This window comes from Rhodococcus oxybenzonivorans (assembly GCF_003130705.1).
Lineage (GTDB): Bacteria > Actinomycetota > Actinomycetes > Mycobacteriales > Mycobacteriaceae > Rhodococcus_F > Rhodococcus_F oxybenzonivorans.
This window is the reverse complement of record NZ_CP021354.1, coordinates 92,575-118,504: the sequence shown is the minus strand read 5'-3', so window position 1 is coordinate 118,504 and position 25,930 is coordinate 92,575. Positions and strand designations below refer to the sequence as shown.

Genomic DNA, 25,930 nt, shown 5'->3' with positions numbered 1-25,930 from the left:
ATGTCTCGCTAGAGTTGGTAAATGACCTCATCAGTTCCTGACGTACCTCCCGCGACGCAGGAGCGCAGCAGGCGAACGCTCGAGCGGATATACCTCGCGGGCACCCACGTCCTCGAGAAACAGGGGCCCAGCGCTCTCACGATCGCGAACGTCGCTGCCGCAGCAGGCGTCTCGACAGGCAGCGTGTACCGGCGGTTCGGTTCGAAGGACCAATTGCTCACCGTCATCCAGCACGAGTTCGTCGAGGACTTCAAGGCTGAAATGGCGGCCAGGCTCAACGGCGAGCACTTGCAGCCGGATGCGTCGTTGAGCGACGTCGTGCACGTCGCGGTTCAGGGATTTGCCGAAACCTTCGAAGCTCGCCAGCGTCTCCTGCGGGAGCTGATGCTGGTCTCGACGGAAAACCCAGCCGTGTTGGAAGTGGGTTCTCGCGGAGCGATCGAATGCGGCGCCATGTTCCGAGAGCTGTTGCTGGGCGTCGCAGACAAGATCACGCGCCCGCGGCCGGAGGAGGCCATCGATTACGCCTATCGCCTGCTCTACTCGGTGTGCGCCTTTCGGGCGCTCTTCGGGGAGAACGTCGAGTCCAGCCGTCCGGCGCCATGGACTGCGCTCATCGAGGAGACGGCTGCGGCTCTGTGCGCCTATTTGGGCGCAGGCGGCTAGAGATGCTGTTCAGGGCGTAGTGCATTAATCACGGCGATCCGCCGCCAGCGTGCGGAGTCATGCCCGAGACGGACATCGAGTGGTCGGCCTCGGACACATACCCGACCACGCCCGCGGACTCGGCCTGGTTGCTTTTTACTTGGCCACATCCAGACGCCGCCCGCCTCGAACGATGCAGCCGACACACCTGCACCCTGTTGCGGCGATGACATCGAGAGAGCACGAAAGGCTCGTCATGAAAGCCGCACGACTGCACACCTTCGGCGCCGAATTCGTCATCGAGGAAGTACCCACACCGGTTCCTGGGCCGGGACAAGTACTGATCCGGATCGCCGGCGCGGGCGCGTGCCATTCCGATCTGCACATCGCGTCGGGTGAAACACAAGGCATCGCCCTACCGCACACCCTCGGACATGAAAATGCCGGCTGGGTCGAGACGTTCGGCCACGGCGCTGAAGGACAAGGTCTGGAAGTCGGGGACGCGGTCGTGGTCTTCGGCGGCTGGGGCTGTGGACACTGCAGTTTCTGCCTCGGTGGCAAAGAACAGATGTGCGACACGTTCCTGTGGGGTGGGATGGGGCCAGAAGGCGGCTATGCCGAGTACCTCCTGGTTCCCTCGACTCGGCACCTCCTGCCGACCGGAGGCCTTGACCCGGTCCTGGCCGCGCCTCTCACTGACGCTGCGCTCACGCCCTATGCAGCGGTAAAAAAGACGCTGCCCCATCTCACCGCAGGAAGGAGCGCCGTACTGATCGGAGCCGGCGGGCTCGGCCAGTACGGGGTGCAGTTCCTCAAGCTTCTCTCGCCGGCCAAGGTCGTGGTAGTCGAGTCCGACCCTGGCAAGCGGGCGCTGGCACAGACACTGGGTGCAGACGTGGCCATCGACCCGCTGCGTGAAAACGCACTGGCAGAAATCCAGGAGGAAAGCGGCAAGAACGGTGCAGCCGTCGTACTCGACTTCGTCGGAGTCGACTCAACCATGACACTCGGTTCGGCCGTCCTCGGTCGCGGCGGCCTGTTCGTGCTCGTAGGCCTGGCAGGCGGGTCGGTGCCGTTCTCATTCTTGGGGCTCGCTCCAGAAGCAATGCTGACGTCGAGCAACTGGGGGTCGCGCAACGAGCTGGCGGAGGTGCTGGCGCTTGCGCGTAGCGGCGATCTGGTCTCGACGATCGAACAGTTTCCGTTGTCGGAGATCAACGAGGTCTTCGACCGGTTGGGCCGCGGTCGCATCAACGGGCGAGCTGTTCTCGTCCCCTGAGCTCACACGCAGAGGCGCCTCGTACCCGAATCCACCAACGGTCGTCGGATCCACTAAGGCAGAGGCATGATCGCGCCGGCAAGCTCTGACGGGTCAGGAAGCACTAGGTGCGGTCGCTCACATTCTTGTCATCACTGATTAAAGGAGGTCGCTCGTGTACTCAAAGGCTCTCGATCCCGCGATCATGAAAACCATGCTCGATGCGGATTTCCCCGCAGAAAGCCTCAGCCAGCCGCAGTATGCCGTCATCGTGGAGAAGGACGTGATGATGACGATGCGCGATGGAACACTCATCGCGTGCAACGTGTACCGCCCCGATATCCCGGGAGAGTTCCCCGCCCTGCACGCAGCCGACTCGTATCAGAAGGATCTCGTCGACCTTCCACTGCTGCCCATCTTCCACATGCGGGAGACGAACGACATCGAGTTCTTCGTCAGCCGGGGATACGTGTTCATACACTCGGACTCGCGTGGCACCGGGCACTCCACCTCCGGGCAGTGGGACCTGTTCGGCGAAGAGATGCAGAACGACCTCTATGACATGACTGAATGGATCGCAGAACAGGATTGGTGCGACGGCAACGTCGGGATGCTCGGCGAATCCCTGCTGGCGTGGAGTCAGTGGTTCACCGCCGTGCAGCAGCCCCCGAGCCTGAAGTGCATACTGCCTTGGGACGCCGGCGCAGACATGTACAGAGACGTCGCCTGGCACGGCGGCATGATGGCCGTCGGCTTCCCGACCGCGTGGAACATGTGGGAGATCCGGGGTCACTACCACCTCGGCTGGTCTGACCGCGACCCCGGCTTCGTGCCGGCGAATCCCGAGATGGGGCGCTGGGACATGGTGTGGAACGTCATGCAGCATCCCACTTACGACGATTTCTGGAAGACACGCAACCCCGACTTCCGCCGCATCCAGGTGCCCGTCTTCGTGGTGGGAGCCCTGCACAAGGTCGGCCTGCATCTGCGTGGCGTGGTGCGAGGCTTCGAAGAGCTCACGACGCCCAAGAAAATGATGCTGGTGCATGGCGAACTCGACGGCGACGAGATGGCGATCTACAACACGCTCGAGATGCAGCTGCTCATGCTGCGCTGGTACGACCACTGGCTCAAAGGCATCGACACCGGGTTCATGGACGAGCCTGCCGTCTCAATGTTCGTCCGCGGGGCGGACGAGTATAAACCCGCCGCCGACTGGCCGCTGCCCGAGACCGAGTACCGAAAGCTGTACTTCAACGACAGCCTCAGCGGGGCAGTCGAGTCGCTGAACGACGGCTCCCTGTCATGGGAGGCTCCCACCGTCTCGGACAGCTCGTTCACCTACCACTACCCTGACCAAGACTGGACGCATTTCTCCGGCGGCGGAACCGCCGCGATCGAGAACGGCGTCCCTTTCGGCCAGCGCCGTATTCCGACCTTCACGAGCGCGCCCCTCGAGGAAGATCTGGAGATCGCAGGCAACATCGTGCTCGTCCTCTACGCGTCCACCGACCAGCGCAACACCGACTTCTTCGTGAGGCTGACGGATCAGTGGCCAGATGATGAGCAGATCCCCGAGGTGCCGCCCAAGGACCTCATTCTCACTCGCGGCTGGCTCAAGGCATCCCACGCCGGCACGAAGAGCGAGGAGCTCTCTCGACCTGACCGCCCCTACTACCTGCACGACAAGGCGGAAGCCGTGGTGCCAGGCGAGATCAACAAGTACGAGATCGAGATCTGGCCGACCACCAACGTGTTCAAGAAGGGGCACCGCATTCGGATCGATGTCGCGGTCGGCGACTCCCCCGCGCTCGACTTCGGCGGTCACTACTACGGGATCAAGGTCGGTAACGACACGTACTACCACGATGCCGAACGTCCCTCCCACGTCATCTTGCCCGTCATCCCATCAGCGGCACAGAACAGCTGACCCGCCTGATGCACCGGTGCGCCTCGAACATGACAGGGCGCACCGGTCGTCAAGGCATCGACCTGCGTCTCAGGCATCCCGCGAGCGCTAGAGGAGCCAGATGAAGTACGGGGCTCCGATGAGCGCCACGACGAGTCCGACCGGAGACTGCGCCGACTGAATGACGGTGTTCCCCGTTGCCGGCGACCCAGTCGGTGATCTGTTTCTCGTACCCGAGCCGCTGCTCCTACGATGCTTCGTGCCCGTGTGGGCGTCCGGCCGGACCGTCTCGACGACCGCCCCGATCAACTGCGCCTTTGCAGTTCGGGATGAGCCGCGAAGTCGATCGCCGTGGTCCGGGTTGTCGCGGTGGCGGTCGTCGTGCACGTGGCCGACGAGCTGCCGTGAGCTGGCTCCTCCTCGCCTGCGGGTACCGGGGCAGGGGTGTTCTCCGGTACGCCGAAGCCGGGCATGTCCCACATCTGAGCCGCGGACTTCGTGATCCCGTCGTACGGCCACAGCCGGATCCGCCACACGTCGCCGGGTGTCGTCGATCCCGGCCACCCGTAGTTGACGAATCCCCGGCCGGAGATTTCCACGGTGTACCGGCCGGCAGGAACCGTGACGTCCACCGGCTCGGTCGTCGGTGATGACAAGGTCAGCACCCCGCGGCCGTCGACTTCCAGTCGCCCTTCGCTGACCTGTTGCCACTGATCCCGGTCCGCGGGTGGCCGTGACTGCCACCCCTGCACGGTCACCGACATCTGGAAGTTGTTCTGGTGGGGGCACAGCACCAGCAGCATGGCCCCGTTGCCGGCGCTGGGTTGGTCGGCCTGGGCTCGCTCCAGAAGTACGAGGTCGGCGTTCGGGGCGCATCCGTTACATCCCGTCTCGATGTTATTGCACCACAATAGTTTTCGATTGCCGATAATTTGTATTATGTGAACTAATAGATATTGAATCGCGTAATCTGCGAACTCGAACCCCTCAGGGACACGCCCCGGCGCCCCGACCTCGGCATCGCGAACGCGCCTGAGACCAGGCGGAACTGAGTGTACTGACCGCCGCGGCAACCGGCCCGATCGGAACTGTCGCGGGCACTCCGCGGCCCACGACGAAAGCGGTGACTCAAGCCGGCGGCACTACCTGGCATTTTTGACGCTGTTCGCATTTTCTGCGAGGATTTCGCAAAATATGCGACCTCAGGAGGTCTCCGTCTTGGCCCACGACCGATCGGTGCCACCAGGTTCAGCAAACCTCCATCTGGCGCACAATGTTCCACTTCTCCATCCGGAGGAACTGGTGTTCCAGGCAATGCTGTCGGGTTGGGAACGCCAACAACTCGCCCGCAACCTATCGCTTGGAACAATTCAGAGCAGAATCCGGGTCATCAATCGATTTCGGGATTTCTGCGACGGCGCCGGCCCATGGGTGTGGACGGCGGTCCAGGCCGACGATTGGTCAGCTGAACTCCGTTCGATCACTGGCAGCGCCCATAACACGGTACTGGGGTACGAGGGAGCCATCCGTCAGTTCATGGCCTATCTGCTCGACCCCGCTTATGGGTGGGCGGACGAGTGCATGAACAGATTCGATACACACCCGGTGCAAATTTTCCACGAGGGAAACACGGCCAGACACGTTCAGGACGCCAACTCCGATCCCCGGAAACGTGCTTTCACCGTCGACGAGCTCCAGGACTTGTGTGATGTCGCGGATGACCAGGTGGCGCTCAAGGTTGCGGCGGGCCGAAAAGGATGGACCGCAGCTTTTCGCACGGCCACGATCGCCAAACTCGCGTATGCATGGGGCCTGAGGAGGAACGAAGTGCGGATGCTCGACCTTACCGACTTCGGCCACAATCCCAATGCTAAGACGTTCGGACAGTTCGGCGTCTGCTACGTGCGATACGGGAAGGCAAGCCACGGTTCAGCTCCGAAACGACGCAGCGTGCTGACGGTCCCCGAATATGAATGGGTCGTCGACTGTCTCAGACAGTGGATCGAGGACATTCGTCCGATGATCGCCGAGCCGGGAAACCCTGCACTCTTTCCCACCGAGCGATCCGATCGCATATCCAAGGTCACGATCTCCTCGAATTTCAGCCATCTCTGCGACCTGGCTGACCTCTCAGATCCGGGTTTGGACTTCCATTCACTGCGGCGATCTTATGTTTCGCACCTTGTCGAGCATGGTTACGATGCCCGGTTCGTCCAAGAGCAGGCCGGCCACGAGCACGCATCGACGACATCCCTCTACACCCACGTCTCATCCGACTATCGGACTCGTGTGGTCTCTAATGCCTTGAACAAGATGACCTCTCAGGTCGCCAAGAATCTCAAAGCCGGAGGTTCATCGTGAACCGTCGAATCAAGTACGACTGGAACTTGAGGACGATTATGGCCGCGCGAGGGATGAACAACGTTTCTGATCTCATGCCGCCCCTTCAGGAGTTGGGCATCGACCTGTCCGCCTCGCAGCTCTACCGACTGCTCGGGCGGAAGCCGGAGCGTTTACCACTCCCCTTGCTCGGGGCTATTTGCGCCGTCCTGGAATGCACGGTCGAAGATCTGTGCGCATTCCGAGTCGAGGCAACCTCTTCGCGTCGCGCGGCCGCGGCGGGGCAGGTCGTCGGACTGGATCGGTCTGTTCGCCCAAAGCGGGCCCACATCCGTCGGCCTGGCGAATGACACCACGGACGCCGTGTGCCCGGTGCAAGCAACACGTTACTCGACGAGGAGTTACCTGGCCGGAGGGCTTCGTCTGTCGTCGTTGCTACCAGCGAGCGACAAGAATTCGCGGTCGCTGTTCCGGATGTTCGACGGAACGACTGCTGCCCGGTCGCGACAGTCTCGGCCAAAGTATCTGCACCACTTGTGCGGGAATTCCCCAGGATCTGCGCTGCTCGCGCTGCGGTGATGAGGATGAACCTTTCCGTCGTGGATTGTGCGCTCGCTGCTGCCTGAAAGATGAGCTTTCAGAACTGCTCGCCGACCGAACCGGTGATATTCACCCCCGCCTGAAACCGATATTCGATGGCCTCACGACCCAAAACAACCCTCGCAGCGCCATAATATGGCTGCGCAATCCCCATGTTCTCCGACTTCTCGGCGGTTTCGCCGACGGCAGCCTGCCGATCAGCCACGAGACATTCCAGTCCTACCCATCGCAACGGACGGCCACGCACCTGCGTGACTTGTTCGCGAAGCACGGCATTCTTGCACCGGTTGACAAATATATGGTCGCCTTCGAGCAATGGCTTGAGAATAAGCTGGCCGACGGACCATCATACGATCCATTGGGGCTTCTCAAGAAGTTTTCTGTTTGGCATCACCTGAAGAGACTTCGAGCAATTTCGGAGAACAGGCCCCTGCCAGAGGGAACCATGGCTGCCGCAAGACAAGAGATAACGGTAGCGGCGAACTTCCTTGAATGGCTGCATATTCAGGGGAAAGCGGCCGGTGAATGTCAGCAGGCGGACATCGACCTCTGGCTGAGCACTGGTCCGACAACCCGCAGCCTCGCGCGGACGTTCGTCCGTTGGTGTATCAGCAAACAGCACATACCCTCGGTGAATTTTCCTTACCGTATTGCACGCACAACGCCGATGCTCAGCAACGATCAGAGAATAACCCATCTCCGGAAACTCCTCGAATCATCAGACATTGATCTTTACATCTGTGTCGCTGCCGTCCTCCTTCTCCTCTACGCTCAGCCGGTTACCCGGATATGCTCGATCCGAATGGACGAGGTGTCAATATCCGTCGACGGTCTCGAAATCAGGTTCGGTAAGGATTGGGTACCTGTCCCCGAACCGTTTGCGGAGCTGATCCGCGAATATGCCTCCAACAGACCGAATATGAACACTGCATCGAATCCACATTCCAATTGGTTGTTTCCCGGATACGCGCCCGGAAAGCATATGCATGCACAATCCGTAATGAGGGGACTGCGGAAAATCGGAATCAATCTCCAAGGGGCCCGCAACAGCGCTTTACGTGAGCTCGTCCTCGAGGTTCCGCCTGCCGTCGTGGCCGAGATGTTCAGCTACCACGCCGCAACAGCCGAGAGGCACGCCCAGGCTGCTGGTGCCACCTGGTCGTCGTACCCAGCGCTGCGCGACGACGGGTAAGAACTCAAGACCAGGCAATACGAGACCTCACCGGTAAACCCCTCCATATTTCATCGGATGCATCATTAGCTTCGCGGGGGCACCTGAACTGGATGATGAACGGCGAAGAACTCTTCAAACCCGTGACGTCCGTGCTTTCTTCCTGGCGTGATCAATACGCCGCGAGGGTCCTGTCTTCATCACAAGCGAACTCATCGATGCCTCGGACGTGTACCAAGATCCCTACCAAAGCTGTGTAACACCGCTCGAGAATCAGAAACCCTTACCCGGGTTGAGGATTCCGAGCGGATCGAACGAAGCCTTGATCGATCGGTGCAGTTGCATGCTGTCCTCGCCGAGTTCGAGTGACAGCCAGCGACGCTTCAAGGTGCCGACGCCGTGCTCTCCGGTCAGAGTTCCGCCGAGTTCGAGGGCGTAGCGGAACACTTCACACCCGTGCAGCGTGACGACCTCCCACGAGGTGCCACCGAACCAGATGCGAACGCCGGGGCGTAGCTCAATAATGCCCGTCATGGCGATCCCTCCGCGCAGGTCAGCACCGACTTTCCGGACAACGGTATCGATAGATCCACCGTCCACATCCCGGACCACAACTTCGCGAGCACAGCAATGCGGGCCCGCGGACTATTCACTGCCGTGACCACCTCGTCGATCGTCATTCCGGTCGCGGCGACCGCCTCGAGGTTCGCCGCGGTCTCGGCGTCAATCGAGCCAGTTCTGCGCGCGGCGCCAATGGTCCGGATGTTCGACAGAATCACCGGGTCCGACCCAGTCCACACTTCGTACGACCACCCTCGGGCCCCGCACACCCGTCCGGTCCACGAGAACACCTGCGCCACTTCGTCGCGACGGGCGAACTGTTCCGGTTTGACGTCGACCACTGTGAACCTGCCATCGGCATGCGCGAGTAGTAGGTCCGGAACGTGCCGACGCCGTCGCTTCCCATCCAATCCGCACAGCCACATCGGCTGCGCGGCGATCCGAACCACCGGCGCCGCGAAGTCCGCGACCCACAGCCGATCCAGCTCCAGACGACTCTCGTACGGCACGTGGCCATGATTGGTGGCTGACCAGAACATTCCCGCGTAGTGGCGGCGACGGTGATGACTCTGCACTCGTCGGACCGGCAATCCGTGAACAACGTGATGCAAATCTACGGCAGCGATCGTTGTCGCGACAGGACCGCCGTCGTCCTGCACGTACCTGACCTCGACCTCGCTGGTCCTGGGCACATATCCAGTGTTGTCCCGAGTGACACGAAACCTGGAAAGTGACACGCGAGTGACATGAAATTTGGAAAGTGACACCGCGTCGCGGAACCTACATCACAGGACTCCCGGCCCTTTCCGTGGCATCGCTCCGTGTCACTCATGGTTTGTGCGCACTAGGTCGCGATAATTTCAGTTATCGCAGCTATCCTCCGAAACTGCGAGGTCACCGCGTTTTTGCTCTGCAGAGTGTCTGTGCGGCCAGTTAACTGCGTCAGCGACGATCGAACCGGTGAACGAGGCCGTGAACGGCCCCGGTAGCAGCACCCGCGCGCAGAATGCTGCCCGGACACCTCGAAGTATCCGGTCTGCAACCACGACGAAGTGGTCCGATGAGCCGATGAGGAGAGGTCACGACCTGACCCCGGTACTCATCTGCGATCTGCGTGTGGCGTGGAAGTGCGGTGCGATGAGGGTGTCCCGATCGGCACCATCGCAGGCAGGAAGGTCAGTGGCTTCTGCAGCACACCACCGAACCCCGTCTCCCGCCGCGGTTTCGACCTCCCGGGAGCGGTCCCGGTTGATGGCGCTTTGTTACCTGTGTGACTGATGCGCGCTCGAGTCGCCGGTACCCCGACAATGGCCCGCATCGTTACCCGCCACAACCGAACACCCCGACCGGGCACCGCGTCCGGTCACCGGGAATGGCCCCGACCCCGCGCCGGAACCTCCACTACAACGGTGAGGACACCGATCCTCTACAACCACCGATTTTCTACAGCGGAGTACCGAAACAGATGCACATAGGAATCGCGCCGCCCATCGTCGTCCAGCATCCCGCCGTCGTAGCGGAGTGGGAGGCCGGCGCCGGGATCGAGGATTTGACCCGGATAGCCGAAACGGCGGACCGCCTCGGCTATCACCATCTCACCTGCAGCGAGCACGTGGCCGTGCCCACCGATGTTGCGGCCGAGCGCGGCGCCACGTACTGGGACCCGCTCGCCACTCTCGGCTTTCTCGCCGCGCGGACGAGCGGCATCCGGCTCGCCACACAGGTCCTGGTGCTCGGTTATCACCACCCACTCGAGATCGCCAAGCGGTACGGCACGCTCGACGCCGTCAGCGGGGGCCGCCTGGTTCTCGGCCTCGGCGTAGGCAGCCTGCGTGAGGAGTTCGCCCTGCTCGGCGCCCACTTCGACGACCGCGGACCCCGCGCCGACGACGCCCTCGCCGCCCTGCGCGCGTCGCTGTCCCGTTCCCGGCCGGAGTATCACGGCTCCTTCTACGATTTCGAAAACGTAGTCGTGGAACCGCACGCCGTGCAACCACGGGTCCCCCTGTGGGTGGGCGGGCGCACGCTCCGCTCTCTGCGGCGCGCGGTCGCCTTCGGTGACGGCTGGGTCCCGTTCGGTCTCTCGCTCGACGAACTGTGCGCACTCCTCGGCAAGGTCGAACTACCCGGCGGCTTCGAGGTGATTCTGAGCGCGGGGGCACCACTCGACCCGATCGGTAACCCCGACACCGTGCGCCGCGCCCTCGAACGACGCCGCGATGCCGGCACCACGATCGTCAGCGCGACCCTCGCCTCCACCGGCGCCGGACATTACTGCGAGCAACTGGGCGCCCTCCGGCAGCTCGGCGACGAGCTCGGCCTCACTTTTCGAAGTACATCCTCCGACGACAGGACACAGCGGTGACCGATACCGAAAAACAACTTCTCCAGTCTCTCCTCGGGCGGGTCGCCGTGCTCGAAGACAAGCTCGCGATCCTCGAATTGATGACCGCCTACGGTCCCGCCATCGACAGCGGCTCAGCCGAGGCGGTGGCCCGGCTGTGGACCGAGGACGGTGTGTACGACGTAGACACCGGCGTGCTGCGCGGACACGCAGCCATCACTGCGATGGTGCAGTCGCAGGCACACCAGGGCTGGATCGGCGGCGGTTGCGCGCACATGCTCGAGCCCGGACACATCCGGGTCGATGGGGACACCGCGGTGGCGACCTGCAAGTCGCAGTTGATCATTCGCGACGAAGACGGATTCCGTGTACACCGGATCACGGCCAACCGCTGGGAGCTCGCCAAGATCGACGGCGTGTGGAAGGTGACCCGCCGGACCAATCGGCTCCTCGACGGCCGTGAGGAGGCACGGGCCCTGCTCGCCGGCGGCGTCCTCAGCTGATCCAAACGACAGCGGGGCCCGCACAAAGTGCGGGCCCCGCTGTCGGTGGGAGGATCAGGCCACCATCTCGGACTTCGGTACCGCGACGTCGGTGGGACGGTCGATCCTGTTGCGGGTCAGCAGGAGTCCCATGACTCCGGCGAGCACACCCGCGACGGCGAGGGTGAAGAAGGCGTACACGAAGCCCTGTTCCGGGAAGTGCGAGGCACGACCCACGAGCATCACTCCGGGGATCGCGAGGATGGTGATCATCACCTGGCTGCCGATCGCGCTGCCGAGCGAACCGGACAGGTTGAGCATCCCGCCGGCGATACCCTGGGTCTCGGCGGGCACGGTGCGCATGATGAGGTTGGGGAGCGTCGCCGACGCGGAGCCCAGCCCGAGTCCGATGACCAACTGCCCGAACATCAGCTGAAGCGTCGAATCATGCAGCGTCGCAAGTAGGAATGAGCCGAGGGCGAGCGCAAATCCGCCGAACACCAGAACCGGAGCCGGGCCGATGCGACGCGTGAAGTACCCGCCCACCGGTCCCGCGATCATCGACACCACGCCGGTGGGCACCGTGTAAATCGCGACGGCAAGTGCGGTCGCGCCGAATCCGTACCCCAGCCCCAGGTCGGGGTCGGTCATCACGAACATCGGGATCAGCATCGAATGGCTGACCAGGACGAACTGGACGAAACCGCTGGCGGCCAGCGTCTTCGCGACGGGCGGGTGCCGAAGCATCTGCAGATCGATGAGCGGCTCCTTCGGGGTGCGCTCGTAGACCAGCCAACCGGCCAGGACGGCGAGGCCACCGCCGAGGAAGAGCAGCGTCTGCGGCGAGGTGTATCCCCAGGTGGACGCCTTACCGATGCCGAACAGCAGCAGAAACGCGCCGGTTCCCAGAATGAGCGCCCCGAGCACGTCCAGCTTGGAGCGCGTCCGCAGCGTGGTCTCGGGAACGAAGATTGCGACCGCAATACCCACCACGGCGACGTGGAGCAGCTGCGCCCAGAACACGCCGGTGTAACCGAAGTCATCGATGAGGTAGCCGCCGATGATGGGTCCGAGGATGGTGCTGGCACCCATGCCCGTAGCGATGAAGCCGACCGCCACGGGAATGATTGCGGGCGGCAGAATGTCGCGGATCAAGCCATAGGCCAGGACGAGAATGGCCATGCCCGCGCCCTGGAGCCCACGGCCGACCAGGAAGAGTTCGAAGTTCGGAGCCAGAGCGCCCAACAACGACCCGGCACCGAACACCGCGGCCGACACGAGCATCATCCGCTTCTTGCCGTAGATGTCACCGAGCTTGCCTACGAGCGGGGTGGACGCGGCGAGCATGAGCGTGACGATCGTGATCACCCAGCCGACGTTCGCAGTCCCGAAGTGCTTCGAGATCTCGGGCAGTGCCGGGGTGACGAAGTTGTAGGCGAGGGGGATGACTTCGACCAGGAGAATGATCAAGGCCAGGAGGGCGTACGACTTCCCGCGCGAGAGCGGTGCGCGCTCCGCCTCGCCTGGGGACAGGGGAATGTGATTCATATGAGGCTCCGGTGTTTCGAGAGGATCAGCACGCTCAACCTGACATGCGCGCCAGTGACCTCGACCACAATTCCCACTCAGCGAGACCTCGCGGAAAGTAGAAAACATTCTTGTCAGAACTTCGCTTCGAGTACTGGCTTGTGGGGATGCCATACGCTAGAACTAGAATGAAATCTAATTTTCTACTCGAGGAGTACGCATGACGGAATCGCTGAACCTGGCTGGACGCACTGCCGTCGTCACCGGCGCCGGTGCGGGACTCGGCCGCGCCGAAGCCCTCGCCCTCGCCGCAGCCGGGGCCGCCGTCGTCGTCAACGACATGGGCGACAATGCACGCACCGTGGCGGACGAAATCACGGCCGCCGGAGGACAGGCGACGGCGGTCACGGGCGACGTCTCCGACTGGTCGCTGGGCGAACGCCTCGTCCAGGAAGCAGTCAGCACTTTCGGATCTATGGACATCCTCGTCAACAACGCCGGGATCCTTCGCGACAAGATGATCTTCAACCTGTCCGAATCCGACTGGGACGACGTCATTCGCGTTCACCTCAAAGGCCATGCCGCCACATCGCGCGCGGCCTCGGTGCACTGGCGCGAGGCGAGCAAAGCCGCGGGAGGGCCCGTGTACGGACGGGTGATCAACACGTCGTCCGAGGCCTTCCTCTTCGGTTCGGCCGGCCAACCCAACTATTCGGCGGCCAAGGCCGGAATCACCGCGCTCACCCTGTCGACGGCGCAGGGGCTCTCGCGATATGGAGTGCGCGCCAACGCCATCTGCCCGCGCGCCCGGACTGCGATGACGGCCGACGCCTTCGGGGCGAATACCGCCGCGGACGCCGGACCCGATCCCCTCTCGCCCGAACGCGTCGCCACACTCGTCCACTACCTGGCCTCCCCCGCCTCGGACGAGATCAACGGGCAGGTCTTCGTCGTCTACGGCAAGATGGTCGCATTGATGGCGGCACCCACAGTCGAGAACCGTTTCGATGCAGCGGGATCCGCGTTCTCACCCGAGGAACTCGAAGGACTTCTGACTCCCTATTTCGCAGGCCGCGGACCGTACGAGAACTACGCCGCGTTCAGCGTCGCGGAACTCGAGAAGGCGGCGCTGGCCACCGCCGCGACCGTATGCGTCTGACCCGAACGCGCAAAGGAACATCATGAGACTGCAGGGAAAGACAGCAATCGTGACCGGCGGGGCGGGCGGGATCGGGCGAGCCATCACCCGGGTGTTCGTCCGTGAGGGCGCCAACGTTCTCTTCGTGGACATCGACGACGAACGCGGCACGGCTCTCGAGAAAGAACTCGGCGCGGCCACCCGCTTCCTGAACGTCGACATCTCCCGGCGCGAGTCCGCCGACCAGATCCGCGACGCCGCAGTCGACGCGTTCGGATCCGTGGACGTACTGGTCAACAACGCGCACGCGTCGCGCCAGGCACTGCTGGTCGACCACACCCAAGACATGTTCGACCTGTCTTTCCAGACCGGGTTCTATCCCGTGGTGCACCTGATGCAGGCCTGCTACCCGCAACTGAAGTCGGCGAAAGGTTCGGTGATCAACTTTGCGTCCGGGTCCGGGCTGGACGGCATGCCCACCCAGACGTCGTACGCCGCGGCGAAAGAAGCGATCCGGGGCGTGAGCCGCGTGGCCGCCAACGAGTGGGCGGCCGACGGGATTCGGGTGAACGTCATCTGCCCGTTCGCGGCCACCGAAGGAGTCCTCGCGTGGCAGGCCGCGTTCCCCGAACGCGCGGCGGCCTCCGTGGCGAAGGTTCCCCTACAGCGCATCGGCGATCCCGAGACGGACATCGCGCCCGTGGCGGTGTTTCTCGCTACCGACGATTCGCGGTACATGACCGGCCAGACATTGATGGCGGACGGCGGCAGCATCAAGCTGCGGTAGTGCGTCCGGACAAGGAGACAACGATGGATCGATTCGATGGCCGAGTCGCCCTGATCACCGGCGGAGCCCGCGGCCAGGGCCGTAGCCACGCGGTGGCGTTTGCCGAACGCGGCGCAGACATCGTCCTGTGCGATCGGTGCGCAGACAGCCCGGTGGTCGGCTACCCCCTCGCCACCGAGGCCGACCTCGACGAGACCGCGGAACTGGTGCGGTCGACCGGACGTCGCTGCATCACAGCGACACTGGATACCGCCGACCGAGGCGCCATGGACGCCCTCGTCGCACGAGCCGAATCCGAACTGGGACGAATCGACATTGCTGTGGCGAATGCCGGCGTGTCCGTGGCCGCACCCGTCCAGTCCCTCACCCAGGAGCAGTGGTCCGAGGCCATCGGTTCCAACCTGACCGGCGTCTTCAACACCGTCGGAGCGGTGGCCCCGGGGATGATCCGCCGGGGATACGGGCGCATCGTCACCGTCTCCTCCATGCTGGGGCGGGCCGGGAATGCCAACATGGCCGCCTACGCCGCATCCAAATGGGGCGTCATCGGACTCACCAAGAGTGCGGCGCTCGACCTCGCACCACACGGGATCACCGTCAATGCGGTTGCCCCCGGAAATATCTCGACTCCCATGATCCACAACGATTCCCTGTACCGGATGATGCGGCCCGACCTCGACAATCCCGGATCCGACGACGTCGCACCGGTCTTCCGCAGCCTGCACGCCCAGCCCGTTGCGTGGCTCGACCCCGTCGAGATCACCCGCGTCGTCCTGTTCCTCACCGCCGAGGGCAGCGAACACATCAGCGGCATCGTCCTGCCCGTCGACGCCGGGAACGCAGCGCGCGTCACAGGTTGACCGCCGACGGCGCGACAGCACACACGGCACCCCGCGAGCGTAGTCAGCTCACGGGGTGCCGTATGCGGTTCGGCTGAGATTCAGGCGAGGTCGAACCGGTCGAGATTCATCACCTTGTTCCACGCAGCGACGAAGTCCTGCACGAACTTCTGCTGCGCGTCGGCGGCGGCATAGACCTCGGCGAGAGCACGCAGCTGCGAGTTGGAACCGAAGACGAGGTCGACGGCGGTCGCGGTCCACTTGGTCTCACCGGTGACCCGGTCACTGCCCTCGTAGACGTTCTCGGTCGAGGCCGATCCCTTCCACTCGGTACCCATGTCGAGGAGGTTGACGAAGAAGTCGTTGGTCAACACCTCGGGCCGGTCGGTGAAGACTCCGAGCTCGGTTCGGCCGAAGTTCGCGTTCAGGGCCCGCAACCCACCGACGAGAACCGTCATCTCCGGAGCGGTCAGATTCAACATGTAAGCCCGGTCGACCAGGAGGGCCTCTGCCGGCAACTTCTCGCCCGCTCGCAGGTAGTTGCGGAACCCGTCTGCCCTCGGCTCGAGCACAGTGAACGTTTCCGCGTCGGTCTGTTCCTGCGACGCATCCGTGCGCCCGGGGGTGAACGGGACCGTGATGTCGTGGCCGGCGGCCTTGGCCGCTTTCTCCACAGCCGCGGTACCGGCCAGGACGATCAGGTCCGCGAGTGACACCTTCACCCCGCCCGACTGCGACGAGTTGAAGTCCTGCTGGATCTGCTCGAGGGTCTGCAGGATCGTGGACAACTCGGTGGGGTTGTTCACCTCCCAATTCTTCTGCGGCTCGAGCCGGATCCGCGCTCCGTTGGCGCCGCCCCGCATATCGGTGCCGCGGAAGGTGGCCGCCGACGCCCAGGCGGTGGACACCAGCTGGGAAACGGACAGCCCCGAATCGAGGATCTTGCCCTTCAGCGAAGCGATCTCGCTGTCACCGACGAGCGGGTGATCGACCGCGGGGACCGGATCCTGCCACAGCTGCGCCTCCGGAACCCAGGGGCCGAGGTAGCGCGTGACAGGTCCCATGTCGCGGTGCAGCAACTTATACCACGCCTTGGCGAACGCCTCGGCGAACTCCTCCGGGTGATCGAGCCAACGCCGAGTGATCTTCTCGTAGGTCGGGTCCATGCGCAACGAGAGATCCGTGGTGAGCATCGTGGGGTTGCGTCCCGCCGACGAGTCGAACGGGTCGGGGATCGTGCCCGCACCCGCGCCGTCCTTGGCGGTCCACTGCCAGGCACCAGCGGGGCTCTTGGTGAGCTCCCACTCGAAGCCGTACAGCGTCTCCAGGAAGCTGTTGTCCCACTTGGTCGGGGTGGGGGTCCACACGACTTCGAGGCCGCTGGTGATCGCGTCCTTGCCGACGCCGGTGCCGAATGCGCTCTTCCAACCCAGGCCCTGCTGCTCGATCGGGGCGCCCTCCGGCTCCGGGCCGACCAGGTCGGCGTCGCCTGCGCCGTGCGTCTTACCGAAGGTGTGGCCGCCGGCAATGAGCGCGGCCGTCTCCACGTCGTTCATCGCCATGCGCGCGAACGTCTCCCGAATGTCACGGGCGGCAGCCAGCGGATCCGGCTGCCCGTTCGGTCCCTCCGGGTTCACGTAGATCAAACCCATCTGCACGGCCCCGAGCGGACCGGACAATTCACGTTCACCGCTGTAGCGCTCGTCGCCGAGCCAGGTGTCTTCCGGACCCCAGAAAATTTCTTCGGGTTCCCAGACGTCTTCGCGGCCGAAGCCGAATCCGAAAGTCTTGAACCCCATCGACTCGAGGGCACAGTTGCCGGCGAAGACGAGCAGGTCCGCCCAGGAAATCTGCTTGCCGTACTTTTGCTTGACCGGCCACAGCAACCGGCGCGCCTTGTCGAGGCTCGCGTTGTCGGGCCAGCTGTTGAGCGGGGCGAAGCGCTGGGCACCCTGCCCGCCACCGCCGCGACCGTCGGCGATGCGGTAGGTGCCGGCAGCGTGCCAGCTCATTCGGATGAAGAGCCCACCGTAGTGGCCGTAGTCGGCAGGCCACCAGTCCTGCGAGGTCGTCATCAGATCGATGACGTCTCGCTTGAGCGCCTCGACGTCGAGCTTGGCGAACTCCTCGGCGTAGTCGAAGTCGGCGCCCATCGGATTGGATTTCGACGAGTGTGCATGCAGCACTGACAGTTCCGGCTGGTTGGGCCACCAGTCGCGGTTCGTCCTCGGACGATGTTCTTTCACCGTGGGGGACGGGATTGCGGGGTTTTCACTTTCACTGGTGCTCTGAGTGTTGCCGTCATGAGCGACCGGGCAGCTATCGGACACAGCATTCCTTCCAGGAGCGAGTAGATCGGGCCGTTATCGCGGTTTTTTTCGCGAAGTGTGTGATGTCGAGCAGTCGGGGCACAGACCCCAATAGATGACCTCGGCCTCCTCGACGACGAAACCGTCATCGCCGGACACAGTCAGGCAGGGTGCCTCGCCGACGGTGCCGTCGACGTCGGCGATAACCCCGCACGCCCGGCACACGACGTGATGGTGATTGTCACCGACACGCAACTCGTAGCGTGCGACGGAGCCGGACGGCTCGATCCGCCGCACCAAGCCCACGTCCGTGAGCACATGCAGAACGTCGTACACAGTTTGCCGGGAAACTCCTGGTAGGTGCATTCGCACGGCGTCGAAAATCGTTTCCGTGTCGGCGTGCGGATGCTCGCGGACGCCATCCAGCACCGCCAGGCGAGGGCGAGTCACGCGTAGCTGGGCTGCACGCAACTGCACTTCGCAATCCCGCGTCGAGGGCACCTCACTACTATGACGCACTTTTCTGGAATCAGTCACGATTTTGAATAACCAGATGCACTACTTCTCCGGAACAGCGACTACTTCGCCTCGATCTCGGCCGCCGCTCGTCAATGCGCTGCGTCGAAAGCTTCCTGCACCTCTGCGGGAATGCGGCCTCGCGAGGAAATGTCGTACCCGTTCTCCGCCGCCCACTCGCGGACCGTACTCGCCTGGGCGCGGCCGCGCGGCTTCGCGCTCGAGGTGGACCGGCCCTTCCGCTCATCGACCCGGGTGGCGTGCTCGATATAGAAGTCCATGGTGCGCAGGAACTCTCTGGCGTTCTTCGTCTTCAGGTCGATCTCGTAGTCGACGCCGTTGACCGAGAAGGTGATGTGCTCGCCCTTCCCGACCTCGATCAGACTCCCGTCGATGTCGTCGACCAATTCCACGACCACTTTCTTCGCCACCCTGAACTCCTTTTGATCTGGTTACAGCCCACAAGACACTACTGCCCACACGCGGTTTCCCGGCCCGGCTTCGTCCCGGTTCGAGGAATTGGTCCCCCGCGTATCTCCCGGCTGAGGGCGTGGCAGGCACAGGGCGGGGGTCGACGGGATCTTCAGGAGACTCACCCCCTGTGCCGGAGCGACGGAAAGAATAGAACCTGTGTCAACTCTATCGTCTCGCGCGCCGTTCGCTGTAGCATTCGGGAATGAGCCGAGTGGGTAGCTACAGCGACGATGACCTGGCCGGTTGGTTGTCGGCTTCACCGGAGCTGGGTAAGGCACTGGGCGGCTTCACCGATGCCGTATACAACCGGAACCGGTTACCGTTGCGCGTACGGGAGATTGCACGGATGGCGATTGCCGTGGCGAACGAGTGCGCGGTGTGCCGCGGGGCCCGGGACGGCGGTGGGCCGGACGCCGGTATCGACGAGCACTTCTACGATCACGTCCTCGAGTGGGAGTCGTGGCCGGGATACGGCGAGCGGGAGCGGACGGCGGCCGAGTTCGCCTACCGATTCGCCACCGACCACACCGCGCTACGCGAAGACGAGGATTTCTGGCAGCGATGTCATGCACACTTCTCCGACGAACTTCTCACCGACCTCGCCTTGTCGTGCGCGCTGTGGTTGGGAACCGGCCGCGTGCTGCGCGTGCTCGACATAGGTCAGAGCTGCCGGCTCACGCTCTGATCTGTCAATTCCATTCATGCTGGGGCAGAACGTCGTTCATTATCCGCTGCAGTGCGGGGTTGCGGTTGTCCGCGCGCCAGGCGGCGTTCATCTGCACCGGCCGATCCCGCACCGAAGTGACCGGCCGGAACACCACATCCTCGGGATGCATTGTCTGCGCAGATTCCGGCACCAGCGCCATCCCCAGACCGGAACGCACGAGGACGAGCATCGTATGAACCTGCGTCACATACTGCACGTACCGCGGCGACGCTCCGACGATGGTGAAGGTGCTGATCAGCAATTCGTGAAAATACCGCGCATCGACGGGTGAATACATGACCACGGGTTGATCGTCGAAGTCCTCCACGGTCAGATGGTCCTGCTCGGCCAGCGGGTGTCCCTGCGGGAGCGCGGCGACGAGGTTCTCGTGGTGAATGGGCCGGGTGTCTATTCCGGGCCGCGTGAGAATGGGCCGGATCAGTCCGAGGTCCAATTCACCGCTGGTGAGAGCATCGATCTGCACCGATGTCACCATTTCACGGAGATCGATCTTTACATCGGGAAGAGTGTCGCGGGCAGCCTCGAGCAGTCGCGGTAGTACCGCGTGGGCCGAGGCGCCGGTGAACCCGACGACCACAGTTCCCAGATCACCCGCGGGTACCCGCCGCACCGTCAGTACCGCGCTCTCCGACAGGGAGAGGATGCGGCGCGCGTCGGGCAGGAACGCCGTTCCCGCAGCGGTCAGCGTGACCGATCGGCTGGTGCGGTCGATCAGCTGCACGCCCAGTTCACTTTCGAGCTGCTGAATTTGCCGGCTCAGCGGAGGCTGAGTCATGTGGAGTCGCTCCGCGGCCCGCCCGAAATGCAACTCCTCCGCGACCGCGATGAAGCACGACAGCCGCGCAAGGGAAAACATCGACCTACTCCTCTGCCGTCGAGCCGGGGCGCTCGTCCGAACAATGTAGCGGACCTGCGCACGCGCACCCCGGATCGACGGCCACCCGGTTCACCAGCGTGGGCAGGTGTTCTCGAAAGCCGGATCGATCGACTGCATGTATCCCGTGTCGTCGCGGTCGCGGACCCCGCAGTCGAGGTACTGCTCGTGCAGCGCGCCGAGCGCGTCCTCGTCGATCTCGACGCCCAATCCCGGCGTCGTCGGCACCGCGACCGCGCCGTCGACGAACGTCAGCACGCCGGGCTTGACCACGTCCTCCGTCTTCCACGGCCAATGCGTGTCGCAGGCGTACGTGAGGTTCGGCGTGGCGCCTGCGAGGTGCACCATCGCGGCCAGGCTGATGCCCAGGTGCGAGTTCGAATGCATCGACAGTCCCAGGCCGAAGTTGTCGCAGATGCCGGCGAGCAACCGCGACCGCTGGAGGCCACCCCAGTAATGATGGTCCGACAACACGACCTGAACGGAGTCTTTCAGCACAGCAGGTTTGAGCTGATCGAATGCGACGACGCACATGTTCGTGGCCAACGGCATCTTCGCCTCACGCGCGACCTCGGCCATGCCGTCGAGTCCAGGCGTCGGGTCCTCGAGGTATTCGACGATGCCGTCGAGTTCCGACGCGACCCGGATCGAGGTGTCGACGGTCCAGGCCGCGTTGGGGTCGAGCCGTAATGGAAGGTCCGGGAACGCGGCGCGCAACGCCTTGATGCCGGCGGTCTCCTCCTCGGGAGAGAACACCCCACCCTTGACCTTGATCGCCTTGAAACCGTACTCGCCGATCATCTTCTGCGCCTGACGCACCAGTCCGTCCGGGTCCAGCGCCTCACCCCACTCGTCCGGGTGGGCCCCGGGGTGCCCGGCCCACTTGTAGAAGAGGTAGGCACTGAAGGGCACTGTGTCGCGCACCTTGCCGCCGAGCAGATCGGACACCGGCCGGCCGAGCGCCTTGCCCTGCACGTCGAGGCAGGCCACCTCGAACGGCGAGAACACCCGATCGGTCGTACTGGCGGTGGTGATCATCCCGGCGACTCCGTCACCGCCGGTGATCGACAGGGTGGCAATCTTCGCGTCGATCACCGCCCGAATGGTGTTCAGCGAGAACACGTCGAGTCCGGTAATGAACTCCGCGGCCGCCTGGAGTCGAGCGAGGTGCGCGGTATCCGCGTAGGTCTCACCCAACCCGACGAGGCCGCTGTCCGTGTCGAGTTGGATGATCGCACGGAGCGCATACGGTTGATGCACGCCGACCGTGTTGAGTAGCGGCGGATCCACGAAGGCGACCGGTGTGATGCGGGCACCGGTGATGCGGATGGGTTCCGAGGACATCAGCGCACCGCGTGAACCGCGAGAGCGTCGGCAAGCGCTGCCCGTCCGGCAGCGGTGATCTGGGCCAGTTCCCGCTTGTGAGCCTCGCTCGGTTGCACGAGCGGCGGGCGCACCGGCCCGGCTTCGAGGCCCTCCATGGTGACGCCGAACTTGACGAGGGACACCGCATAACCCGGCACCTGATCGCGCAGGCGGACCAGAGGATGGAAGAAGCTGCGGAGCAGCGCGTCGGTGAGGTCCTCGTTGCCCGATTCGAGTGCATCGTAGAAACCGAGAGCCAGTTCTGGTGCAAACGCGAAGGTCGCCGACGAGTACAGCGTGACACCGATGGCCCGGTACGCCTGCTGGGAGATCTCTGCCGTGGGCATGCCGTTGAAGAACAGGAACTGCTTACCCGACGGTGCGAGCGCATCCTTCACGGCGCGGACGATACGCGCGACCTTGTCCAGGTCACCGGTACCGTCCTTCAGTCCGATGACGGTGGGGAACTGGGCCACCGCGACGGCGGACGCCTCGTCGAAGCGGGCGTTGCTGCGGTTGTAGACGATGAGGGGCAGGTCGGTGGTGTCGGCGACCGCGCGGGTGTACTCCACCAACCCGGCCTGCGGCATCGTCACGAGGTAGGGCGGGAGCAACAGGATGCCGTCGGCGCCGTTGGCCTTGGCGCTCGTCGCAAATTCCTTGGCCTGCGCGATCGAGCCGCCCGCACCGGCGAACACCGGGACCCGTCCCGCGACGGCCTCGACGGCCGTGGCCACGATCCGGCCGAACTCCTCGAGTCCGAGGGCGTGGAATTCGCCGGTGCCGCAGGCGATGAAGACGCCACCGGGTCCGGCGTCCACCCCCTTGGCGACGTGCTCGGCGAGCCGGTCGTAGTCGACGTCACCGGATTCGGTGAACGGTGTGACGGGGAAGAACAGGACTCCGTCGAGCATGGGTTTCTCCTTCACGAGTGAATATCAGTCTTGGGTGAGGCGGCCGTCGATACGACGCCACAACTGTTCGGGGTTGCCGTCGGCGACGGCGGTGGGCAGAAGCGACGGCGGAACATCCTGGTAGGCAACGGGTCGCAGGAAGCGTTCGATCGCCAGCGATCCCACCGACGTGGTGCGCGAGTCGGACGTCGCGGGGTAGGGACCACCGTGCACCATCGCGTGTCCGACCTCCACCCCGGTAGGCCAGCCGTCGAACAGGATTCGGCCGGCCTTGAGTTCGAGAACGCTCAGCAGGTGTCCGGCCTCGTCCAGGTCTTCCTCGTCTGCGTGGACGGTCGCGGTCAGTTGACCTTCGAGCCTCGCCGCCACGGCGCGCACCTGCTCGGCATCGCGGCACTTGACGACCAGGCTGGAGGCCCCGAACACCTCCTGCTGCAACACGTCCGAGCCCAGGAACGTGTCGGCGTCGCTGCTGAAGAGTGCCGCCCGACACGAATTGGGTGCGTCCGACTCGGCGCCGCGGGCCTCCACGGTGGCCACGCCCTCGAGGGCGGCAACCCCGTCGGCGTAGGAGCCGGCGATGACCGGGGTGAGCATCGGCGTCGGCACAGTCTCGGCGACGGCAGCATTCGCGGCCGAGACGAACGCGGCCAGGCCGGGACCGTCGACGGCGATGACGAGACCGGGGTTGGTGCAGAACTGACCGGAGCCGAGCGTCAGCGACGCGACGAATGCACGACCGAGGTCGGCGCCGCGGGTGGCGAGTGCGCTCTCGAGGAGGAACACCGGGTTGATCGAGCTCATCTCCGCGTACACCGGGATCGGTTCCGGTCGTCCGGCGGCCGCCGCCACCAGAGCGGTTCCCCCGGAGCGAGATCCGGTGAACCCGACCGCCTTGATCCGGGAGTCCTTCACCAGTGCCGTGCCGAGCTCGGGACCGGCACCGTAGAGCAGCGAGAAGGTTCCCGCCGGCATACCGGTGCTCGCGACGGCGTCCGCGATGGCCCGTCCGACCAGTTCGGAGGTACCCGGGTGTGCGTCGTGGGCTTTGACGACGACGGGGCAGCCCGCCGCCAGCGCGGACGCGGTGTCGCCGCCGGCGACGGAGAACGCCAAGGGAAAGTTGCTCGCGCCGAACACCGCAACGGGTCCGAGCGGGATCTTGCGCTGGCGGATATCGGCCCGGGGCAGCGGGCTCCGGTCGGGCTGGGCGGGGTCGATGCGGGCACCGTTCCAGCCACCGTCACGGAGGACGCCGGCGAACAACCGCAGCTGTCCGGACGTGCGGCCCACCTCACCGGTGATGCGACCCTGTGGAAGTCCGGATTCGGCACACGCCCGTGCGACGAGGGTGTCGCCGAGGGCCTCGATGTTGTCGGCAATTGCCTCGAGGAACCGGGCGCGGTCCTCGCTGCTCGTTGCGCGGTAGGGCGCGAACGCCTCGTCGGCCGCTGCGCAGGCTGCCTCGACGTCCGGCTCGGTCCCGTGCGCGAAACCCGGTTCCAGCCGCTCGCCGGCGGCGGGGTTGATGCCGTGGATTGTCGGGCCCGAACCCCGCACGGGCTTGCCTGCGATGATCATCTGTCCGGTCACGTCGGTCCGGTTCACCGTTGCTGTCATGATGTGGGTCCTCTAGTTCTCTGCGTTTCGTATGTGCCGGTGAGAGGTCATTTGGCAGCCACGGTTGGCTCGTCGGAGCCCACCTCTGCCAGGTTCGCGACGTCGTCGATGTCTTCCTTGTCGCGCCGGAAGTACGTCACCGCCGCGGCAGCGGCCAGTGCGAAGAGCGACAACACGACAAGGCCCATCGTCACGGTGCCGGTCTGCTCCTTGATCACCCCGAAGCCGAACGGGGCGACGAAGCCACCCAGGTTGCCGAGCGAGTTGATGATCGCGATCGCCGGTGCCAGCACCATCGGGTGCAGCGTGCGCTGCGGAATCGACCAGAACAGCGGGCTCGCGCTCTTGAATCCCATCGTCGCAACGCACAGCAGCGGAAGCGCCAGCCATGGGGTGACGAACGCGGCGGCCATCGTGCCGACACCGCCGATGAGCAGCGCGGCGACGAGGTAGGGCTTGTGCCTTCCGGTGCGGTCGGCCGAGCGGTTGGAGAAGTACATCGCGAAGACCGCGCAGATCCAGGGCAGCGACGACAGCAGCCCGACGGTCACATCGTTGGTGCCCGGAATACGGCGGATGATCGACGGAAGCCAGAACGTGTTGGCATAGATCGCCATGGTGATCGCGAAGAAGATGCCGCAGCACACCAGGATCCGCGGCTGCAGAAGCAGCTTCCAGCGCGAACCCGACTCGCCACGTTTCACCGACGCCTCACTGCGCAGCACGTCCTCCTCGGCGATGACGGCCTGCAGATCGTGCTTCTCCACGCCGGTGAGCCACTTCGCGTCGTCGATCTTCGAGTCGAGCAACCGGTAGGCGATGCACCCGACGACCACCGACAACAGTCCCTCCAGCGCGAACATCCACTGCCAGCCGTGATGCCCACCGAGCCCGTCGAGGGACAGCAGCGGTCCGGACAGCGGTCCCGAGATCGCGGCAGCGATGGAGGACCCCGCAATGAACAGTGCCGTAGCGCGGCTGCGGTGGTTGTTCGGCAGCCAGCGGGTGAAGTAGAAGATGATCGCCGGGAAGAAGCCGGCCTCGGCGACACCGAGGAGGAACCGCAGGACGTAGAACATCTCCGGGCCGTTGACGAACGCCATCGCCGCCGACACCAGGCCCCACGACAACATGATGCGGGTGAGCCACACCTTGGCGCCGAACTTCTCCATCAGCACGTTCGACGGCAGTTCGAAGATCGCATAGGCAATGAAGAAGACACCCGCACCGAAACCGTAAGCCGCGGCCCCGATGCCGACATCGGCCTCGAGGTGGGTCTGCGCATAGCCGATGTTCGACCGGTTGAGCTGATTGCAGATCAGCATCACGATGAACAACGGCACGACGCGGCGGAAGATCTTCGATACCGCACTGTCGACCGCCGGTGAGACGGCGAGGGGGAGGGTCATCTGTGACTCCTCTCGGATTCTGGTGTAACGACTGGGCTACCCGGTGCACGCTGGTTCACCGGCGTGACCTGAGTCATAAAGCCACGCTAGAGCCGCGTTCGATACATGTCCAAGTCAAAAA

At 64.2% G+C, this 25,930-nt stretch carries 24 protein-coding genes and 1 pseudogene; 12 read left to right on the top strand and 13 right to left on the bottom strand.

All coding sequences use genetic code 11. The features are described 5' to 3' along the window. The first annotated feature begins 21 nt into the window (after positions 1-21). The 3 genes from CBI38_RS00560 to CBI38_RS00550 all read left to right on the top strand — a co-directional run bounded on the left by CBI38_RS00560 (position 22) and on the right by CBI38_RS00550 (position 3,833). A complete protein-coding gene (locus tag CBI38_RS00560; protein ID WP_109325538.1) occupies positions 22-666 on the top strand; it encodes a TetR/AcrR family transcriptional regulator in 645 nt (214 codons plus the stop codon). 235 nt (positions 667-901) lie between these two features. Then, the gene (locus CBI38_RS00555; protein WP_109325537.1) at positions 902-1,924 is read left to right on the top strand and encodes an NAD(P)-dependent alcohol dehydrogenase; all 1,023 of its coding nucleotides are present in this window, start codon (positions 902-904) and stop codon (positions 1,922-1,924) included. A 154-nt stretch (positions 1,925-2,078) separates the two neighbouring features. Continuing rightward, positions 2,079-3,833, top strand: a complete 1,755-nt coding sequence (locus CBI38_RS00550) for a CocE/NonD family hydrolase (RefSeq protein ID WP_109325536.1) — start codon at positions 2,079-2,081, stop codon at positions 3,831-3,833. Between the two features lie 284 nt (positions 3,834-4,117). On the opposite strand, the gene CBI38_RS00540 is transcribed toward CBI38_RS00550, so the two are convergent. Further along, positions 4,118-4,723: a hypothetical protein gene (locus CBI38_RS00540; RefSeq protein ID WP_230990033.1), complete on the bottom strand. Its 606-nt coding sequence runs from the start codon at positions 4,721-4,723 to the stop codon at positions 4,118-4,120. A gap of 307 nt (positions 4,724-5,030) precedes the next feature. Between CBI38_RS00540 and CBI38_RS00535 the strand changes: the two genes are divergently transcribed. Then, positions 5,031-6,173: a tyrosine-type recombinase/integrase gene (locus tag CBI38_RS00535; protein ID WP_230990032.1), complete on the top strand. Its 1,143-nt coding sequence runs from the start codon at positions 5,031-5,033 to the stop codon at positions 6,171-6,173. Continuing rightward, on the top strand, positions 6,170-6,502 hold the full coding sequence (locus CBI38_RS00530) for a helix-turn-helix domain-containing protein (RefSeq protein WP_109325533.1): 333 nt from the start codon (positions 6,170-6,172) through the stop codon (positions 6,500-6,502). Before CBI38_RS00535 ends, CBI38_RS00530 begins: the two co-directional genes overlap by 4 nt. Before the next feature lie 287 nt (positions 6,503-6,789). On the opposite strand, the gene CBI38_RS37675 is transcribed toward CBI38_RS00530, so the two are convergent. Next, entirely contained in the window at positions 6,790-6,957 is a 168-nt protein-coding gene (locus CBI38_RS37675; protein ID WP_156682112.1) for a hypothetical protein, read from the bottom strand. A 93-nt stretch (positions 6,958-7,050) separates the two neighbouring features. On the opposite strand from CBI38_RS37675, the gene CBI38_RS37670 reads away from it, so the two are divergent. Then, a complete protein-coding gene (locus CBI38_RS37670; protein WP_204164853.1) occupies positions 7,051-7,944 on the top strand; it encodes a site-specific integrase in 894 nt (297 codons plus the stop codon). Between the two features lie 252 nt (positions 7,945-8,196). Here the strand turns inward: CBI38_RS37670 and CBI38_RS00520 are convergent. Together CBI38_RS00520 and CBI38_RS00515 are read right to left on the bottom strand one after the other, a co-directional pair. Further along, positions 8,197-8,373 (bottom strand): annotated as a pseudogene (locus CBI38_RS00520) (FAD-binding oxidoreductase); the annotation flags it as partial. 80 nt (positions 8,374-8,453) lie between these two features. After that, positions 8,454-9,176, bottom strand: a complete 723-nt coding sequence (locus tag CBI38_RS00515) for a TnsA-like heteromeric transposase endonuclease subunit (protein WP_109325528.1) — start codon at positions 9,174-9,176, stop codon at positions 8,454-8,456. Positions 9,177-9,949: 773 nt separating this feature from the next. On the opposite strand from CBI38_RS00515, the gene CBI38_RS00510 reads away from it, so the two are divergent. Next, a complete protein-coding gene (locus CBI38_RS00510) occupies positions 9,950-10,849 on the top strand; it encodes a TIGR03619 family F420-dependent LLM class oxidoreductase (RefSeq protein WP_109334770.1) in 900 nt (299 codons plus the stop codon). After that, complete coding sequence (locus CBI38_RS00505; protein WP_109325523.1) at positions 10,846-11,331, top strand: nuclear transport factor 2 family protein; 486 nt, start codon at positions 10,846-10,848, stop codon at positions 11,329-11,331. The genes CBI38_RS00510 and CBI38_RS00505 overlap by 4 nt, the downstream gene beginning before the upstream one ends. A gap of 54 nt (positions 11,332-11,385) precedes the next feature. Here CBI38_RS00505 and CBI38_RS00500 read toward each other — a convergent pair whose 3' ends face one another. Continuing rightward, a complete protein-coding gene (locus CBI38_RS00500; RefSeq protein ID WP_109325522.1) occupies positions 11,386-12,858 on the bottom strand; it encodes an MFS transporter in 1,473 nt (490 codons plus the stop codon). 199 nt (positions 12,859-13,057) lie between these two features. Here CBI38_RS00500 and CBI38_RS00495 point away from each other — a divergent pair, with 199 nt between their 5' ends. Genes CBI38_RS00495 through CBI38_RS00485 form a run of 3 tightly spaced genes read left to right on the top strand, consistent with a single transcriptional unit; the run spans position 13,058 to position 15,622 of the window. Next, entirely contained in the window at positions 13,058-13,996 is a 939-nt protein-coding gene (locus CBI38_RS00495) for a 3-oxoacyl-ACP reductase (RefSeq protein ID WP_109325521.1), read from the top strand. 22 nt (positions 13,997-14,018) lie between these two features. Next, positions 14,019-14,762, top strand: a complete 744-nt coding sequence (locus CBI38_RS00490) for an SDR family NAD(P)-dependent oxidoreductase (protein WP_109325520.1) — start codon at positions 14,019-14,021, stop codon at positions 14,760-14,762. A gap of 23 nt (positions 14,763-14,785) precedes the next feature. After that, positions 14,786-15,622, top strand: coding sequence for a mycofactocin-coupled SDR family oxidoreductase (locus tag CBI38_RS00485; protein ID WP_109325519.1), 837 nt, complete (start codon positions 14,786-14,788; stop codon positions 15,620-15,622). 80 nt (positions 15,623-15,702) lie between these two features. Here CBI38_RS00485 and katG read toward each other — a convergent pair whose 3' ends face one another. The 3 genes from katG to CBI38_RS00470 form a co-directional block, all read right to left on the bottom strand. Further along, the gene (katG, locus tag CBI38_RS00480; RefSeq protein WP_109325518.1) at positions 15,703-17,931 is read right to left on the bottom strand and encodes a catalase/peroxidase HPI; all 2,229 of its coding nucleotides are present in this window, start codon (positions 17,929-17,931) and stop codon (positions 15,703-15,705) included. Positions 17,932-17,964: 33 nt separating this feature from the next. Continuing rightward, positions 17,965-18,411 (bottom strand): Fur family transcriptional regulator, encoded by a 447-nt coding sequence (locus CBI38_RS00475; RefSeq protein ID WP_109325517.1) that lies wholly within the window; start codon positions 18,409-18,411, stop codon positions 17,965-17,967. Between the two features lie 107 nt (positions 18,412-18,518). Further along, positions 18,519-18,857, bottom strand: coding sequence for a histone-like nucleoid-structuring protein Lsr2 (locus CBI38_RS00470; protein ID WP_109325516.1), 339 nt, complete (start codon positions 18,855-18,857; stop codon positions 18,519-18,521). Between the two features lie 245 nt (positions 18,858-19,102). Between CBI38_RS00470 and CBI38_RS00465 the strand changes: the two genes are divergently transcribed. Next, the gene (locus CBI38_RS00465; protein WP_109325512.1) at positions 19,103-19,585 is read left to right on the top strand and encodes a carboxymuconolactone decarboxylase family protein; all 483 of its coding nucleotides are present in this window, start codon (positions 19,103-19,105) and stop codon (positions 19,583-19,585) included. Between the two features lie 4 nt (positions 19,586-19,589). On the opposite strand, the gene CBI38_RS00460 is transcribed toward CBI38_RS00465, so the two are convergent. The 5 genes from CBI38_RS00460 to CBI38_RS00440 form a co-directional block, all read right to left on the bottom strand. Continuing rightward, positions 19,590-20,483 carry a LysR family transcriptional regulator gene (locus tag CBI38_RS00460; RefSeq protein ID WP_109325511.1) on the bottom strand — a complete coding sequence of 298 codons (894 nt, stop codon included), beginning with the start codon at positions 20,481-20,483 and terminating at the stop codon, positions 19,590-19,592. Between the two features lie 90 nt (positions 20,484-20,573). Then, the gene (locus CBI38_RS00455; RefSeq protein ID WP_109325510.1) at positions 20,574-21,845 is read right to left on the bottom strand and encodes a glucarate dehydratase family protein; all 1,272 of its coding nucleotides are present in this window, start codon (positions 21,843-21,845) and stop codon (positions 20,574-20,576) included. Then, positions 21,845-22,780: a 5-dehydro-4-deoxyglucarate dehydratase gene (locus tag CBI38_RS00450; RefSeq protein ID WP_109325509.1), complete on the bottom strand. Its 936-nt coding sequence runs from the start codon at positions 22,778-22,780 to the stop codon at positions 21,845-21,847. The genes CBI38_RS00455 and CBI38_RS00450 overlap by 1 nt, the downstream gene beginning before the upstream one ends. Positions 22,781-22,804: 24 nt before the next feature. Then, positions 22,805-24,400, bottom strand: coding sequence for an aldehyde dehydrogenase (NADP(+)) (locus CBI38_RS00445; protein ID WP_109325500.1), 1,596 nt, complete (start codon positions 24,398-24,400; stop codon positions 22,805-22,807). Between the two features lie 47 nt (positions 24,401-24,447). After that, complete coding sequence (locus CBI38_RS00440) at positions 24,448-25,809, bottom strand: MFS transporter (protein ID WP_109325499.1); 1,362 nt, start codon at positions 25,807-25,809, stop codon at positions 24,448-24,450. Positions 25,810-25,930 lie beyond the last annotated feature (121 nt).

Coding starts and splice junctions, on each gene's coding strand:
- CBI38_RS00440 (WP_109325499.1), bottom strand. CDS start 25,809: ATGACCCTCCCCCTCGCCGTCTCACCGGCGGTCGACAGTGCGGTATCG.
- CBI38_RS00495 (WP_109325521.1), top strand. CDS start 13,058: ATGACGGAATCGCTGAACCTGGCTGGACGCACTGCCGTCGTCACCGGC.
- CBI38_RS00490 (WP_109325520.1), top strand. CDS start 14,019: ATGAGACTGCAGGGAAAGACAGCAATCGTGACCGGCGGGGCGGGCGGG.
- CBI38_RS00560 (WP_109325538.1), top strand. CDS start 22: ATGACCTCATCAGTTCCTGACGTACCTCCCGCGACGCAGGAGCGCAGC.
- CBI38_RS00555 (WP_109325537.1), top strand. CDS start 902: ATGAAAGCCGCACGACTGCACACCTTCGGCGCCGAATTCGTCATCGAG.
- CBI38_RS00460 (WP_109325511.1), bottom strand. CDS start 20,483: ATGTTTTCCCTTGCGCGGCTGTCGTGCTTCATCGCGGTCGCGGAGGAG.
- CBI38_RS00450 (WP_109325509.1), bottom strand. CDS start 22,780: ATGCTCGACGGAGTCCTGTTCTTCCCCGTCACACCGTTCACCGAATCC.
- CBI38_RS37670 (WP_204164853.1), top strand. CDS start 7,051: ATGGTCGCCTTCGAGCAATGGCTTGAGAATAAGCTGGCCGACGGACCA.
- CBI38_RS00500 (WP_109325522.1), bottom strand. CDS start 12,858: ATGAATCACATTCCCCTGTCCCCAGGCGAGGCGGAGCGCGCACCGCTC.
- CBI38_RS00485 (WP_109325519.1), top strand. CDS start 14,786: ATGGATCGATTCGATGGCCGAGTCGCCCTGATCACCGGCGGAGCCCGC.
- CBI38_RS00455 (WP_109325510.1), bottom strand. CDS start 21,845: ATGTCCTCGGAACCCATCCGCATCACCGGTGCCCGCATCACACCGGTC.
- CBI38_RS00445 (WP_109325500.1), bottom strand. CDS start 24,400: ATGACAGCAACGGTGAACCGGACCGACGTGACCGGACAGATGATCATC.
- CBI38_RS00465 (WP_109325512.1), top strand. CDS start 19,103: ATGAGCCGAGTGGGTAGCTACAGCGACGATGACCTGGCCGGTTGGTTG.
- CBI38_RS00510 (WP_109334770.1), top strand. CDS start 9,950: ATGCACATAGGAATCGCGCCGCCCATCGTCGTCCAGCATCCCGCCGTC.